At 71.5% G+C, this 13,613-nt stretch carries 14 protein-coding genes; 4 read left to right on the top strand and 10 right to left on the bottom strand.

Translation table 11 applies throughout. The features are described from left to right. Nucleotides 1-37: 37 nt before the first annotated feature. The 4 genes from MFF54_RS02635 to serS all read right to left on the bottom strand — a co-directional run bounded on the left by MFF54_RS02635 (nt 38) and on the right by serS (nt 4,402). Complete coding sequence (locus tag MFF54_RS02635; protein ID WP_238301075.1) at nt 38-1,528, bottom strand: peptidoglycan DD-metalloendopeptidase family protein; 1,491 nt, start codon at nt 1,526-1,528, stop codon at nt 38-40. A 154-nt stretch (nt 1,529-1,682) separates the two neighbouring features. Then, a complete protein-coding gene (locus tag MFF54_RS02630) occupies nt 1,683-2,339 on the bottom strand; it encodes a protein-L-isoaspartate O-methyltransferase family protein (protein WP_238301111.1) in 657 nt (218 codons plus the stop codon). A gap of 12 nt (nt 2,340-2,351) precedes the next feature. Then, on the bottom strand, nt 2,352-3,116 hold the full coding sequence (surE, locus tag MFF54_RS02625; protein WP_238301073.1) for a 5'/3'-nucleotidase SurE: 765 nt from the start codon (nt 3,114-3,116) through the stop codon (nt 2,352-2,354). Continuing rightward, nucleotides 3,116-4,402: a serine--tRNA ligase gene (serS, locus tag MFF54_RS02620; protein ID WP_238301071.1), complete on the bottom strand. Its 1,287-nt coding sequence runs from the start codon at nt 4,400-4,402 to the stop codon at nt 3,116-3,118. The genes surE and serS overlap by 1 nt, the downstream gene beginning before the upstream one ends. Nucleotides 4,403-4,566: 164 nt before the next feature. Here serS and MFF54_RS02615 point away from each other — a divergent pair, with 164 nt between their 5' ends. After that, the gene (locus tag MFF54_RS02615) at nt 4,567-4,962 is read left to right on the top strand and encodes a VOC family protein (protein WP_238301069.1); all 396 of its coding nucleotides are present in this window, start codon (nt 4,567-4,569) and stop codon (nt 4,960-4,962) included. Between the two features lie 55 nt (nt 4,963-5,017). Beyond that, a complete protein-coding gene (locus tag MFF54_RS02610; RefSeq protein WP_238301109.1) occupies nt 5,018-5,605 on the top strand; it encodes a histidine phosphatase family protein in 588 nt (195 codons plus the stop codon). Nucleotides 5,606-5,670: 65 nt separating this feature from the next. Here MFF54_RS02610 and pdeM read toward each other — a convergent pair whose 3' ends face one another. The 3 genes from pdeM to MFF54_RS02595 are packed head-to-tail and all read right to left on the bottom strand — an operon-like array spanning nt 5,671 to nt 10,075. Further along, nucleotides 5,671-6,384, bottom strand: coding sequence for a ligase-associated DNA damage response endonuclease PdeM (pdeM, locus tag MFF54_RS02605; RefSeq protein ID WP_238301107.1), 714 nt, complete (start codon nt 6,382-6,384; stop codon nt 5,671-5,673). A gap of 53 nt (nt 6,385-6,437) precedes the next feature. Then, entirely contained in the window at nt 6,438-9,122 is a 2,685-nt protein-coding gene (locus MFF54_RS02600) for a ligase-associated DNA damage response DEXH box helicase (protein WP_238301105.1), read from the bottom strand. Continuing rightward, a complete protein-coding gene (locus MFF54_RS02595) occupies nt 9,119-10,075 on the bottom strand; it encodes an alpha/beta hydrolase (RefSeq protein ID WP_238301066.1) in 957 nt (318 codons plus the stop codon). Before MFF54_RS02595 ends, MFF54_RS02600 begins: the two co-directional genes overlap by 4 nt. Before the next feature lie 259 nt (nt 10,076-10,334). Between MFF54_RS02595 and MFF54_RS02590 the strand changes: the two genes are divergently transcribed. Continuing rightward, complete coding sequence (locus MFF54_RS02590; RefSeq protein WP_238301065.1) at nt 10,335-10,673, top strand: DUF6460 domain-containing protein; 339 nt, start codon at nt 10,335-10,337, stop codon at nt 10,671-10,673. Nucleotides 10,674-10,754: 81 nt separating this feature from the next. Here the strand turns inward: MFF54_RS02590 and hemC are convergent, their stop codons facing one another. Genes hemC through kdoO form a run of 3 tightly spaced genes read right to left on the bottom strand, consistent with a single transcriptional unit; the run spans nt 10,755 to nt 12,857 of the window. Continuing rightward, on the bottom strand, nt 10,755-11,678 hold the full coding sequence (hemC, locus tag MFF54_RS02585; protein ID WP_238301063.1) for a hydroxymethylbilane synthase: 924 nt from the start codon (nt 11,676-11,678) through the stop codon (nt 10,755-10,757). Nucleotides 11,679-11,687: 9 nt separating this feature from the next. Beyond that, the gene (locus MFF54_RS02580; protein ID WP_238301061.1) at nt 11,688-11,987 is read right to left on the bottom strand and encodes an antibiotic biosynthesis monooxygenase family protein; all 300 of its coding nucleotides are present in this window, start codon (nt 11,985-11,987) and stop codon (nt 11,688-11,690) included. Between the two features lie 12 nt (nt 11,988-11,999). Continuing rightward, nucleotides 12,000-12,857, bottom strand: a complete 858-nt coding sequence (gene kdoO / locus MFF54_RS02575; RefSeq protein ID WP_238301060.1) for a Kdo hydroxylase KdoO — start codon at nt 12,855-12,857, stop codon at nt 12,000-12,002. 228 nt (nt 12,858-13,085) lie between these two features. On the opposite strand from kdoO, the gene MFF54_RS02570 reads away from it, so the two are divergent. Then, nucleotides 13,086-13,544, top strand: coding sequence for an RNA polymerase subunit sigma-70 (locus MFF54_RS02570; protein ID WP_238301058.1), 459 nt, complete (start codon nt 13,086-13,088; stop codon nt 13,542-13,544). Nucleotides 13,545-13,613: the final 69 nt, after the last annotated feature.

Genomic DNA, 13,613 nt, shown 5'->3' with positions numbered 1-13,613 from the left:
CACCGGCCGCCGCTCCCAGATCCCGTGTCCCAAAAAGTCAGTTGCTGGCGAGCTGGCTCATCGGGTCGATCGGCGCGCCGCCCTTGCGGATCTCGAAGTGGAGCTGGGGCGAGGTGACGTTGCCCGAGGCGCCCGACTTGGCGATCGTCTGGCCGCGCTTCACCTTCTCGCCGGGCTTCACGTCGATCTCGCCGTTATGGGCGTAGGCCGAGACGTAGCCGTTCTGGTGGCGCACCAGAACCAGCTTGCCGTAGCCCTTCACGTCCGAGCCGGCGTAGGCGACCGTGCCGTCCTCGGCAGCCTTCACGGCGGTGCCCTCCGGGACCGCGATGTTGATGCCCTCGTTGCCCGAGGTGCCGTAGCCGGAGATCACGCGGCCCTTGGCCGGCCAGCGGAAGTTCTGGTCCGGAGCCGCCGGGGCGACGGGCGCCTGGGCGACCGAGCCGGTGCTCGCCGGTTCCGCCTTCTCGGCGGGCCTGGCGGCAGCGGCCTTCTTCTCGGCCGCGGCGGCCTTCTCGGCAGCCAGCTTCTCGGCGGCGGCCTTGTCCGCAGCCGCCTTGGCGGCGTCCTTCGCGGCGTCCTTGGCAGCCTTGGCCTCGGCGAGCTTCTTCGAAGCCTCCTTGGCGGCCTCCGCCTTGGCGAGCTTGGCCTCGGCCTCGGCCTTGCGGGCGGCCTCGGCCTTCGGGTCGGGCTTCGACTCGACCTTGGTCTCGGCCTTGGCGGTCTGGCCGGGGCGGACGTGCTTCTTCTTCTCGGCCTCGAGCGCCGCGGCCTTCTGGGCGGCCTCCTTGGCGGCCTTGGCTTCTGCGAGCTTCTTCGAAGCGTCCTTGGCGGCCTCCTTGGCCGATTCCTTGGCCGCTTCCCTGGCGGCCTCGGCCTTGGCGGCGGCCTCCCGGGCAGCGGCCTCGCGCTTGGTCTCGGCGATGCGCTTCTGCTCGTCCTGACGCTTCACCTCGGCGGCCTTCAGGCGCTCGGCCGGGGCGGCCGGCACGGCGCGGGCGCTCATCGCGGGCGTCGCGGCCGGGTTCATGCCCGAGGCGTTGTAGACCGGGATGACGATCTGGCGGCCGGGGGTGATCTGGCTGGCGCTGGTCAGATTGTTGGCCGAGAGGATCGCCGAGGCCGGCACGCCGAAGCGGGTCGACATCTGGTTCAGGCTGTCGTTCTGCGAGACCGTGATGGTCGTGCCGCCGCTGGCCGACCAACCGGCCGCGCCCGTCGAGGCGACGCGCGTGGCGGGGGCCGCGGGGGCGGGCTTCATCGCGACCGGGGCCGGAGCCGGCAGCGCGCGCGGCGTGATCGGCGCGGACGGGGCACCCAGCGCCTCGGACTGGATCCGGCCCGTGCGGATGGCGGGCGCCGGCGCGAGATCGGTGTCCGGCAGGCTGCCGGTCGCGGCGGGCTCGCTCGCGTGGTTCGAGGCGAACGGATTGGTGAAGGGATCGCCGAGACGCATCGTGTCCGACGAGCAGGCGGCGGCACCGCCACCGATGATCCCGATGAGGGCGACGCGCGACAGCGTCCGCATCCCCCGACCAGCCACGCGAACCCGCATCGACGCACCCGTTTGCCTGACGCAACTTGATGCAGCCATTCAAACCGGATTCAGGTTAAGCAACCGTTCCCGTAAACCATGCTGCGCGACGGGACGGAACTTCCCGAGGTCTCGCCGGCGAGCCCGTTCAGAGGGCCAGCGCCCGACCCGGCACGAGGCCGGCGAGGCGGACCGAAGGACCGGTCTCGCAGCCCTCCGGCGCGTGCCGGTAGAGCGTGAGCCGGCAGCCGCCCGGCGTGCCGAGGCCCGCCACGAGGCGGCCGGCCGGCGCCAGGGCGGCGATCCAGCCGGGGTTCAGCGCGCCGACCGCACCGTTCACCATTACCCGGTCGTAGGTGCCCTCCCCCGCCTCCGCGAGGCCGTCGGCGTGCAGGACGGTGACCGGCGCATCGGGGCTAATCCGCCCGCGGGCCGCCTCCGCCAGCGTGGCGTAGCGCTCCAGGCTCGTCACCGCGGCGCCGAGTTCGGCCAAGAGCGCGGTGACGTAGCCGGAGCCGGTGCCGACCTCCAGAACGCGCTGGCCGGGCTCGACCCGCAACAGGGCCAGCATCCGCGCGACCGTGCCCGGCGCCGTCATCGCGGCGCCGCAGGGCAGCGGCAGGGCGAGGTCGCGCCGGGCGAGGTCGGCGTGCTCCGGCATCGCGAAGCGGGCGCGCGGCACCCGCTCCATGGCGCGCAGAACCGCCCGGTCGCGCAGGCCCCGCCCGAGCAGCGCCAGCACGAAAGCCGCGTTGCCGACCGCCTCCTCGGCGGGACCGTCCGCGAGGCCGGCGTCGGACTCGATGTCCACCCGGGGCTACTCGGCGAAGGCCTGGGCGAAGCGGGTCAGCGTCGGCTCGTCGGTGAGGTCGAGGCGCAGCGGCGTCACCGAGATGCGGTGCTCGGCGATGGCCTTGAGGTCGGAGCCGTTGCCCGGCTCGAACCGCGCCTTGGCGAAGGCCAGCCAGAAATACGGGTTGCCGCGCCCGTCCGTACGGGCGTCGATCGCCAGCAGCGCCTGGTTGCGCTGGCCCTGCGCCGCCACCGCAATGCCCTGGACGGCGCCGGGCTCGCAATCGGGGAAGTTCACGTTGACGAGGATGCCGGGCTCGATGCCGGTCTCCAGGATCTTCGCGATCACCCTCGGCCCGTGCTCCCGGGCGCAGTCCCACTTGAGCGAGCCGCGCCCACCCGGCCCGTAGGCCTGGCTCAGGGCGATCGACTTGATGCCGAGGATCGTGCCCTCCATCGCGGCGGCGATCGTGCCGGAATAGGTCACGTCCTCGGCGACGTTCTGGCCCCGGTTGACCCCCGACAGGACGAGGTCCGGCGGATGGTCGCCCAGGATGTGGCGCACGCCCATGATCACGCAGTCGGACGGCGTGCCCTTGATGGCGAAGCGCTGCTCCGAGACCTGCCGCAGGCGCAGGGGATCGTTCAGCGAGAGCGAGTGCGACACGCCGGATTGGTCGGTCTCGGGCGCGACCACCCAGACGTCGTCCGAGATCTCGCGGGCGATCGCCTCAAGCGTGGCGAGGCCCGGCGCGTGGATGCCGTCGTCGTTGGTGACGAGAATACGCATCAGTTCGCGGGTCCCTCGATCCGGGTGAGGCCGCCCATATAGGGCTGCAGGCAGGACGGCACCGTGACGCTGCCGTCCGGATTCTGGTAATTCTCCATCACGGCGATGAGCGCGCGGCCGACCGCGACGCCCGAGCCGTTGAGCGTGTGCACGAACTGAACGCCCTTCTGGCCGTTCGGGCGGTAGCGCGCGTTCATCCGCCGCGCCTGGAACTCGCCGCAGACCGAGCAGGATGAGATCTCCCGGTAGGTCTCCTGCCCCGGCACCCAGACCTCGATGTCGTAGGTCTTGGCGGACGCGAAGCCCATGTCGCCGGTGCAGAGCGTCATCACCCGATAGGTGAGGTCGAGCTTCTTCAGCACCGCCTCCGCGCAGGCGAGCATGCGCTCGTGCTCCTCGGCGGACTTGTCCGGCGCGGTGATCGAGACGAGTTCCACCTTGTTGAACTGGTGCTGGCGCAGCATCCCGCGGGTGTCGCGGCCCGCGGCACCGGCTTCCGCCCGGAAGCAGGGGGTGAGCGCCGTGAAGCGCAGCGGCAGCTCGTCCTCGGCGAGGATCGACTCGCGCACGAGGTTGGTCAGCGGAACTTCGGCGGTCGGGATGAGCCAGAAATCCTCGCCCGCCGCGAACTGGTCGTCGCGGAACTTCGGCAGCTGCGCGGTGCCGAACATCGCCTCGTCGCGCACCAGCACCGGCGGCGCCACCTCGGTGTAGCCGTGCTCGGTGGTGTGCAGGTCCATCATGAACTGGCCGAGCGCCCGCTCCATCCGGGCGAGCTGGCCCTTCAGCACCACGAAGCGCGAGCCGGAGATCTTCGCGGCCGCCTCGAAATCCATGAGCCGCATGGCCTCGCCGATCTCGAAGTGCTGGCGCCCGGCGCTCAGGCGCTCGCGGCCCGCTTCGTGGCGGCGGTACTCGACGTTGCCGTGCTCGTCGGCGCCCTCCGGAACGTCCGGCTTCGGCCGGTTCGGGATCGCCGCCAAGCGCTCGTCCAGCACCTTGCCGGCCTCGGCTTGAGCGGCCTCCAGGGCCGGCCCCTCCTCCTTGAGCCGGGCGACCTCCGCCATCAGCTCCGCCGCGCGGGCCTCGTCCTTCGCCTTCTTGGCGCCGCCGATCTCCTTGGCCAGCGCGTTGCGGCGCTCTTGGTTGGCCTGCGCCGCCGAGGTCGCGGCCTTGCGGGCATCATCGAGGGCGATCAGCTCGGCCGAGAGCGGCGCGAGGCCGCGGCGCTCGAGGTCGCGGTCGAAGGCGTCCGGGTTCTCGCGGATGGCGCGGATGTCGTGCATGGGCTGGCTCGGTCGGTGACGCGCCCGCTTTGCAGCATCGCGCCGGGCGCGACAAGGTTCGGGGTCCGACAGGGCGCTGGGCGCGACATCCCTCCGGCCTTTCCACCTCGGGCCTTCCGCGCCACATGAGGCGCATTACCGCCCCCGCTCGAGGTAAGGATCCGATGTCGAAGCTCGTCCATGCCATGGTCCGCGTCCGGGACGAGGCACGCTCGGTGGATTACTACGGCACGGCCTTCGGGCTGAAGGTCGCCGAGCGTCTCGACTTCCCGGACTTCACCCTGATCTACCTGAGCAATCCGGAAGCCCCGTTCGAGCTGGAGCTCACGGTCAACAAGGATCGCAGCGAGGCCTACAACCTCGGCGACGGCTACGGGCATCTCGCCGTGACGGTGGACGATGTCGAGGCCGAGCACGCCCGCTTCAAGCAGGCCGGCCTGCCGGCGACCGATCTGAAGACGCTGAAGCACGGCGACCGAGCGCTCGCCACCTTCTTCTTCGCCACCGATCCGGACGGCTACAAGATCGAGGTGATCCAGCGCGGCGGCCGCTTCGCCTGATGCCTTCGCCCCGGCTGGCAAGCCGGGGCGCCCTCCCCTACGATCCCGAGACATGATGAGCAGTCCCACCCGCATCGTCTGCCTTCGCCACGGCGAATCGACCTTCAACGCCGCCCACCGCGCCACCGGCCGCGATCCCGGCCACCGCGATGCCCGTCTGACCGAGCGCGGCCACGCCCAGGCCGAGGCCGCCCGCGCGCGCCTGCGCGACGTGCCCTTCGAGCTCGTGGTGACGTCGCCGCTGACCCGGGCGATCCAGACCAGCGCCATCGTGTTCGGCGAGCATCCGAGCGCGCCGCGGGTGCTGGTCGAGGTGCTGCACCGGGAATGCCAGGAGAGCAGCTGCGACGTCGGCCGCGCGGCCTCCGAGATCGCCGCGGAGTTCCCGCACCTCGATGTCGGCCATCTGCCGGAGGTGTGGTGGCATGCGGAGGAGGGATCGCAGGTCGGGGATTACCCGGTCGAGCCGCGCCACCTGTTCGACGCCCGCGTGGCCGACTTCCGCGAATGGCTGCGGGCCCGGCCGGAGCGCACCATCGCGGTGGTCGGGCACGGGACCTTCTTCTTCCACCTGACCGGTATCTGGCTCGACAACTGCGACTTCACCGAGCTCGATCTCGCGGCCCGGCCGGCCGCGGCCTGAGGTTTCGGGGCGCCGCCCCGTTCCCCGCCGGAGGGCCTGCAGGCCCTCCGGAATCCCCTGGATCCTCAGTCCCGAGCGAGCATCTGTCGGCCGATGGCGAAGACCCGGCCGTCGCCGAGGAGGTGCGCCGTGAAGCCCTCCGGGAAAAGCGGATCGAAGGCCTTGTCGCGCACGTTGAGCCCGCCCGTGAAGGCCCCGAAGGCCGGCATCACGAGACGGGCCCCGTCCGAGACGAAGCAGCGGCGGCGGACCGCGCGGCCCCGCATCGCCACCTTGCCGCAGGGATGGAGGTGGCCCGCGACTTCGCCGGGCGCGGCGCCCGGGACGGGCTCGTGCCGCAGGGTCAGCGCGCCGAGCGTCAGCGTGTCGGCGTAGCGCCCGCCGACGCCCTCCTGAACCGCCGCGTCGTGGTTGCCGGCGATCCAGACCCAGTCGCGCCCCTCCTGCAGGGCCGCCACCATGGCCCGGTCGCCCGGCTCCATGCGCTCGGGCCCGCGGGCATCGTGGAAGGAATCGCCGAGCGCGACGACCCGGGCAGGGTCGTGACGCAGCACCGCCTCGTGCAGGTTCGCCAGCGTCTCACGGGTGTCGTAGGGCGGCAGAAACTGGCCCGAGCGGGCAGCGTAGGCCGAGCCCTTCTCCAAGTGCAGGTCGGAGACCACCAGGGTCCGGTGCGCGGGCAGCCAGAGCGCTCCGGAGAGGTCCAGCACCGCGTCCTCGCCGGCGAGCGTCAGGCCCGCGGGCTTCTGTGTCTTCTCAAGTCTCTGGCCGAGCGCCAAGATCGCATCCTCATCCGGGGGACCGGGGTGCGCCATCGCAAGCCTCCGGGCCTCTAGCCCAGCGCCTCTTCGAGAAGCTGCGCCTCGGCCTCAGCCAGGATCTCGTCCGCGCCCTCGCCGTAGACCTTCTCGCGCCCGATCTCCAGCATCACGGAGACGGAGAGCGGCGAGACGCGGTCGAGCGCCCGGTGGATGATTCGCCCCTGGATGCGCTCTAGCATCATGCCGAGGCGCCTCACGTCGAGGAGTCCGGTTGCCGCATCCTGGCGCGCGGCGCGCAGGAGCAGGTGGTCGGGCTGGTGCTTGCGCAGCACGTCGTAGACGAGATCCGTCGAGATCGTGACCTGCCGGCCGGTCTTCTTCTGGCCCGGATGGCGCCGCTCGATCAGCCCGGCGATCACCGCGCATTGCCGGAAGGTCCGCTTCATCATCGCGGATTCGGCGAGCCAGGCTTCCAGGTCGTCGCCCAGCATGTCCTGGGCGAACAACTCGGCGAGGAAACCGGGCTCGCGGGCGATCGCCTCCGAGATGTCCCGCGTCATCCAGACCGCGAGGCCGTAATCGTTGGCGGCGAAGCCGAGCGGGCGCAGGGAGGCGCGCTCCAGCCGCCGGGTCAGCAGCATGCCGAGCGTCTGGTGAGCGAGCCGCCCCTCGAACGGGAAGGCCGAGAGGTAGTAGCGCTTCGCCCTCGGATACGTCTCCACCAGGAGGTCGCGCGGCCCCGGCAGGACCGAGCGGCTGCGCTGCTGCACGAGGTAGTCGGCCACCTGTTTCGGTAGCCGGTCCCACTCGAACGGGTCGGCAATCAGCGCCCGCACACGGGCGGCCAGAAAGGTCGAGAGCGGGAACTTCGAGCCCGCGTAGCTTGGGATGGCCGGGTCGGTGCCGGGCCCGGCCCGCGTCACCATGGCCTCATCCTCCATCAGCCCCTCGAAGCGCAGGACCTCGCCGGAGAACAGGAAGGTATCGCCGACGGTCAGCGTCTCGGCGAAATCCTCCTCGATCTCGCCGAGCACCCGGCCGGTCTTCGGCAGGATGGTCCCGGGCTTGGCGCGCACGGAGCGGACGAGGCGCACCTTCACCTTCGCGGACTCCACGATGGTGCCGATGTTCATCCGGTACTGCTGCGCAGTCCTGGCGTCGCGCACCCGCCAGAGGCCGTCCGGCCCGCGCAGGATCTTGGCGAAGCGCTCGTAGGCGCGCAGCGCGTAGCCGCCGGTCGCGACGTAATCGACCACCGCCTCGAAATCCTCCCAGGTGAGGCCCGTATAGGGCGCTGCCGAGACGATCTCCTCGTAGAGCTGGAGCGGATCGAACGCGTCGGCGCAGGCCATGCCGAGCACGTGCTGGGCCAGCACGTCGAGGGCGCCGGTGCGCGCGTCCGGCGTATCCTGCGCGGCCGCCTCGACGGCGTCGAGCGCCGCGCGGCACTCGAGGATCTCGAAGCGGTTCGCCGGAACCAGATAGGCTTTCGAGGGCTCGTCCATGCGATGGTTGGCGCGCCCGATCCGCTGCATGATCCGGCTCGCGCCCTTCGGCGCGCCGATATTCACCACCAGATCGACGTCACCCCAGTCGATGCCGAGATCGAGGGTCGCGGTGCAGACGATGGCGCGCAACTGCCCCGCCGCCATCGCGGCCTCCACGCGGCGGCGCTGCTGCGCGTCGAGCGAGCCGTGGTGGAGCGCGATCGGCAGCACGTCGTCGTTGAGCCGCCAGAGTTCCTGGAAGGTGTACTCGGCCTGGAGCCGCGTGTTGACGAAGACCAGCACCGTGCGGTGCTGCCGGATCAGCTCGTAGATCGCCGGCATCGACTGGTGGGCGGTGTGCCCGGCGAGCGGCAGCGGGCGGTTCGATTCGAGCATGCGCAGGTCGGGCGCGGCGCCGCCCTTCACCACGACGAGGTCGGCCATGCCCGCACCTCCCCCTCCCCCCTCTGCGGGGGAGGGTGGCGCGCGAAGCGGGTCGGGAGAGGGGAGCCCGGCTTCAGGTACGGGCGCGGTCTTCACGAAGGCCGCAGCCTCAGTCGGAGCCGTGGGTCCCCTCTCTGCGGGACTTTGTCCCGACCGACCCTCGCTGACGCGAGGACCACCCTTCCCCGCAGAGGGGGGAGGGAGAGGCGCCTGCGGCATCAGATACCGCCTCAGCTCGTCCGGTTCCCGCACCGTCGCCGATAGACCGATCGCGGTGAGCCCCGGGCTCAGCCGATGCAGACGCGCCAGTGCCAGCGAGAGGAGATCGCCCCGCTTCGAGGTGACCAGGGCGTGGAGCTCGTCGAGGATGACGCAGCGGAGGTTCGCGAGCAGGTCCGACGCCTCGCGGTGCGCGATCAGCAGCGCCAGCTGCTCCGGCGTTGTCAGCAGGATGTCGGGCGGCCGCGCGATCTGGCGTGTGCGCTTGTGGGCCGGCGTGTCCCCGGTGCGGGTCTCGACGCGGACCGGCAGCCCCATCTCGGTGACCGGCGCTTCCAGGTTGCGGGCGATGTCGACGGCGAGCGCCTTGAGCGGCGAGACGTAGAGCGTGTGCAGGCCCTTCCGCTGCGACGCCTTCGTCCCGCTCAGGGCGACGAGGCTCGGCAGGAAGCCGGCGAGCGTCTTGCCCGCGCCGGTCGGCGCCACGAGGAGCGCCGAGCGGCCCGCGCCCGCGATGCGCAGCAGGTCGAGCTGGTGCGGGCGCGGGCTCCAGCCGCGACCCGCGAACCAGTCCCGGAACGCGGGGGGAAGCAGATCCGCGCTCAGGCGAGCGCCATCAGGAAGCGGTCGATCAGCTCCAGCGCCCGCTCGCTCATCGGGCCCGGATAGCGCACGAAGATGTGGCAGCCCCCCGCGTAGACCGCGGTGTGGCCGCCATTGCCGGCCGCCGCCCAGCGCGAGGCCATGTAGAGCGTATCGTCGAGGAGCGGGTCGGCCGTGCCGATGGTGAAGAGCGCGGGCGGCAGGCCCTTCAGGTCCGCGTAGATCGGCGAGACGTCGGGCCGGCGCCGGTCGATCCCCTCGCGCACGTAGCCGTCGGCGAAGCGGGTGAGATCCTCCGTGTTCACCACGAGGCGCTCGGAGCCCCAGTTGCGTACGGAGGGGGTCAGGCCGAGATCGTAGAAGCCGGCGTTGAGGTTCGCGCCCCGGAAGGCGCGGGGCAGCTTGTGCCGGTCGCGCAGGCGCAGCAGCACCATCACGGCGAGGTGCGCGCCGACCGACTCGCCGCCGATCGTCAGCGCCGAGACCCCGAACTCCGCCCGGCCGGGCCCTGCGAGCCAGAGCGCCGCGGCCTCGCAGTCGAGGAGCGCTGCCGGATAGGGGTGCTCGGGCGCGAGCCGGTACTCGACCGAGAGGCAGATGAAGCCGCAGGTGTCGGCGATGCGCTCCAGCCAGGGGTCCTGCTCGTCGGCCCCGCCCCAGATCCAGCCGCCGCGGTGGATGTGCAGGTAGGCGCCGCGCAGCTTCACGCCCGGCCGCGGCCGGATCACCCGCAGCGGCAGCGCGCCGCCGGGCCCGTCGATCAGCATGGTCTCGGCGCGGGCGCTGCGCGGCATCGCGGGCGAGGCCTGCGTGCCGGCCCGGCGCCGCGCCCGCACCTCGGCGATGGGCAGGGTCCACGGGTCCGCCTGCGCGGCGTGCGCGGCCACCACCTCGGCGTTGAGGCGCAGGGTTTCCGGATCGATCGTCGCCGGGTCGAACAGGGCGTGGTCGATCATCGTCAGGGTCGTTCCGTGTGTTCGGCCGCACAGGATGGGGCGTGCGGCCCGCGTCTGTCATGCGCGCTGTCTGCGGATATCTTGGCGGCTCAAGCTTGCGTTGCCATCTCGGCCGAGCCCGTGAAAGCGCCCAACGCCCGAGTCGGCGGGGAGTTTCGCCGGGGGTGTGACGCCCGCGTCACGCTTCCGCCGGGTTCGGGGTCTCTTCAGTCGAATGATCCCGAATGGCACCGGATTGGAAACCCAAGGTCGCAGGCAGATGATGGTCGAGCACGACAGGCACCGCGCGGGCGGACCGTACCAGGCCTATCCGGGCGAGCCCCAGCGCGGGCGCGACAACGCCCTGCGCCGCTTCATCGGCGGCTCGCCGACGGCGGTGTTCCTGCGGCTGCTGTTCCTATCGATCCTCGTCGGCGCCTTCATGGCGATGCTCGGGCTGACGCCGGGGCAGCTCTTCTGGCACGCCTACGATTCGGCCCGCCAGTTGATCGACCTCGGCCTCGCGACCTTCCACGATTTCGGCGGCTGGATCCTGGCGGGCGCCGTGGTGGTGGTGCCGCTCTGGTTCATCTCGCGCCTGTTCGCCACGTCGAAGTAGGCGGGCCGCACCTCCCTCTCCCGCGAACGGGGGAGGGCATCCGCATCCGGCATCCGTGAAGCGGCTGGACCGGTCTCCGGCCTATTGCAGGTGCCGCGTATAGGTCTCGCCGGCCGCCGCCTTCAGCGCCGCCCCGGCCTCCCGGCCGATCGCTTCCGCGTCCGACACAGCGCCGCTGCGTGTCACCGCCCAGTGCCGGCTGCCGTCCGGCAGGAAGAGCAGCCCGTCGAGGCTGAGCTGCTCGCCGTCGATCCGCGCGAGCGCCGCGATCGGCGTGCGGCACGAGCCGTCGAGCTCGGCCAGCAGAGCCCGCTCGCAGCCGACCGCGACGGTGGTCCGCGCGCAGGCGACCGGCGCCAGCAATGCCCGCACCGGAGCATCGTCCGCGCGGCACTCGATACCGAGCGCGCCCTGGGCCACCGCCGGCAGCATGTCGTCGGTCTCCAGAACGGAGCGGGCCATACCCTCCAGGCCGAGCCGCTGCAGGCCGGCGATCGCCAGCAGCGTCGCGTCGCACTCGCCCGCCTCGAGCTTGCGCATCCGCGTGTTGGCGTTGCCCCGCAGCGGCACGATCTGCAGATCCGGCCGGCGCATCAGCACCTGTGCCCCGCGCCGGAGCGAGGAGGTGCCGACGCGAGCCCCCGGTTTCAGCCCCGCGAATCCGTCCGCGTGCGGCGACAGGAAAGCGTCGCGCGGGTCATCGCGCTCCAGGATGCAGGCGATCACCAGCCCATCCGGCAGCCAGGTCTCGACGTCCTTCATCGAGTGGACGGCGACGTCCACCTGATCGGCGAAGAGCGCCTGCTCCAACTCCTTCGTGAACAGCCCCTTGCCGCCGATCTCGGAGAGCGGCCGGTCGAGCACCTTGTCGGCGACCGTGGTGATCACGACGATCTCGGTCTCGAGGCCGGGATTGGCCGCGACGATGCGGTCGCGCACCATCCCGGTCTGGGCGAGCGCCATCGGGCTGCCGCGGGTGCCGATGCGCAGGGGGCGGTTCAGCATCCTTGGTCCTCAGAAGGCCTGGAGCACGAGCTCGGTGTGCTCCACGCTCGGCGGCGCCTCGAAGCAGGGCGAGACGATCGCGCGGTAGTCCTTCCAGGCCTGCGAGCCGGTGAAGTCCTGGGTGTGCGCCTCCAGCGTCTCCCACTCGATCAGCAGGCGGTAGCGCTGCGGCTTCTCGACGGAGCGGCGCACGTTGAAGCTGACGCAGCCCTTGGCGGCGCGGAAGATCTCGGAGGCTTGGCGGATGCCGGTCTCGAACTCGGCCTCCATCCCGGGCTTCACGTCGATCTGGGCGATCTCGAGGATCATCGCATTCGTCTCCTATTGCAGCGGGCGGCCGAGCTTGGCCGCCAGGATGCGCTGCGGGCTCTTGGCCGGGTCGGCCTGGGCGGCGACCGGCAGGTAGGCGGTCTGCTCCAGCATGTACTGACCGCCCATCGCCCCGTGCATCACGAGGTCCGAGAAGGTGACCCAGGTCTGGCCGGGCAGGAAGTTCACGTCGGCCTGGGGAGCGCTCGCCTGATAGGCCTCGTCCTGCTTCAGGGCGTCGTGCAGGTGCAACATCAGGTGGTCGTACTCGGAGCGGCGCGCCTTGGTGATGCGGAGCGCCGCCAGCAGCTTGGCCGAGAGCGGCGAGTACCCCGGCAGCCTCGGCAGGAACTTTTCCGCCATCGAGCCGAAATCCTCGCCGACGCGCCAGCGCCGCGGCTGGCCGCTCGGGTTGATGTTGCGGAAGACGCGCAGGATCCGCTTCTCGCCGATCGGGTTCGACGGGAAGGCGTCGACGTGCAGCCGCGTGTCGTCGCGGCGCCAGCTGAGCTTGCGCTTGTCGACGTCGAAGGGCCGGTAGGAGGTGCCGGCGAAGTTCACCCGGCCGATGTAGTCGGGCAGGTAGCGGTTCACGAGGCCCTTCGCGAAGGCGCGGTAGCGCACGAGGAGCCCGCGCAGGGCCTCCTGCTCCTCCGGCGTGCCCGCGGCCCCGCGCAGCTCCGCGTCCGCGCCGCGGATGTTGACGTTCTTGGCCTTTCCGTCCGCGAAGGGGCGCTCGACGAAGCGGCGCTCAAAATCGCTGAACGGGAAGTCGAGGTCGGGGAAGAGCAGGACCGCGCCGTCCTCCAGCGCCGCCGCGAGCGAGCGCGGGGCGTCCGACTGCGAGACGGTGAGGATGGGGCTGATCATGTCCCGGGAGACTCCTGCCGCTTTGACGCCGCGTGAATGGATCCGGGATGTAGCCGAGCCGTTGGCGCGGCGCCAGCGAACCGATTTAGCGGTGGATGACGCAGCGATGCCGCATCAGGCCCGGAGCGGAGGGCCTGTCCCCGGGTTGCGCAACCGGGGCGGGATCCGGCACGTTCGAGGAATGTTCCGGGTGCCCGGCACCCCTTCCGGTGACGCGAGAGTTCGTCGATGGCGACGCTGAAGGAATTCGAGGAGGCCCTGCGCGAGCACGGCATGAACATGGCGCTCGCGCTCCTCGAACGGCTGCGCGAACGCGACCGTGCCACCCGCACCGTGAAGCCCGCCCGGCGCCTCACGGGCCAGAAGATGACGCCGGAGCTCGCCCGCACCATCCTCGACCTCCACGCCACCACGGGCATGACCCAGCAGGAGATCGCCTTCAAGGTCGGCGTCAATCAGGGCCGGGTCAACGAGGTGATCAAGCGCGGCAAGTGGCTCAGCGACGATCCGCAGGCGCCGGAGGCGGTCGCCCGCGACAAGGCGAAGGAGCGGATGGCGAAGTCTCACACGCCGCGCACCGCGGCGGGGGCCGAGGCGAAGCCCCGCAAGGCGGCCGCCGCGAAGGAGCGAAAGGCCCCTGCCCCGCGCCGGGGCAACCAAGGCCAGCTCGCGCTGGGCGATTTCTGAGGTCCGCGGACCGGAAACCTGCAGCCGTGGCGGCGTTCCCCTCCTGCCCGACAGGGAGCGGGATCGCCC

The organism is Methylobacterium gregans, from assembly GCF_022179245.1.
Classification (GTDB): Bacteria; Pseudomonadota; Alphaproteobacteria; order Rhizobiales; family Beijerinckiaceae; genus Methylobacterium; species Methylobacterium gregans.
The sequence above is the reverse complement of the archived record's forward strand: the minus strand, read 5'-3'. Positions and strand labels throughout refer to the sequence as shown.

What these genes read in the sequence shown, in the direction of transcription:
- MFF54_RS02570 (WP_238301058.1), top strand. Translation starts at nt 13,086, where the DNA reads ATGGCGACGCTGAAGGAATTCGAGGAGGCCCTGCGCGAGCACGGCATG.
- MFF54_RS02590 (WP_238301065.1), top strand. Translation starts at nt 10,335, where the DNA reads ATGATGGTCGAGCACGACAGGCACCGCGCGGGCGGACCGTACCAGGCC.
- MFF54_RS02595 (WP_238301066.1), bottom strand. Translation starts at nt 10,075, where the DNA reads ATGATCGACCACGCCCTGTTCGACCCGGCGACGATCGATCCGGAAACC.
- hemC (WP_238301063.1), bottom strand. Translation starts at nt 11,678, where the DNA reads ATGCTGAACCGCCCCCTGCGCATCGGCACCCGCGGCAGCCCGATGGCG.
- MFF54_RS02580 (WP_238301061.1), bottom strand. Translation starts at nt 11,987, where the DNA reads ATGATCCTCGAGATCGCCCAGATCGACGTGAAGCCCGGGATGGAGGCC.
- serS (WP_238301071.1), bottom strand. Translation starts at nt 4,402, where the DNA reads ATGCACGACATCCGCGCCATCCGCGAGAACCCGGACGCCTTCGACCGC.
- MFF54_RS02610 (WP_238301109.1), top strand. Translation starts at nt 5,018, where the DNA reads ATGAGCAGTCCCACCCGCATCGTCTGCCTTCGCCACGGCGAATCGACC.
- surE (WP_238301073.1), bottom strand. Translation starts at nt 3,116, where the DNA reads ATGCGTATTCTCGTCACCAACGACGACGGCATCCACGCGCCGGGCCTC.
- kdoO (WP_238301060.1), bottom strand. Translation starts at nt 12,857, where the DNA reads ATGATCAGCCCCATCCTCACCGTCTCGCAGTCGGACGCCCCGCGCTCG.
- MFF54_RS02635 (WP_238301075.1), bottom strand. Translation starts at nt 1,528, where the DNA reads ATGCGGACGCTGTCGCGCGTCGCCCTCATCGGGATCATCGGTGGCGGT.
- MFF54_RS02615 (WP_238301069.1), top strand. Translation starts at nt 4,567, where the DNA reads ATGTCGAAGCTCGTCCATGCCATGGTCCGCGTCCGGGACGAGGCACGC.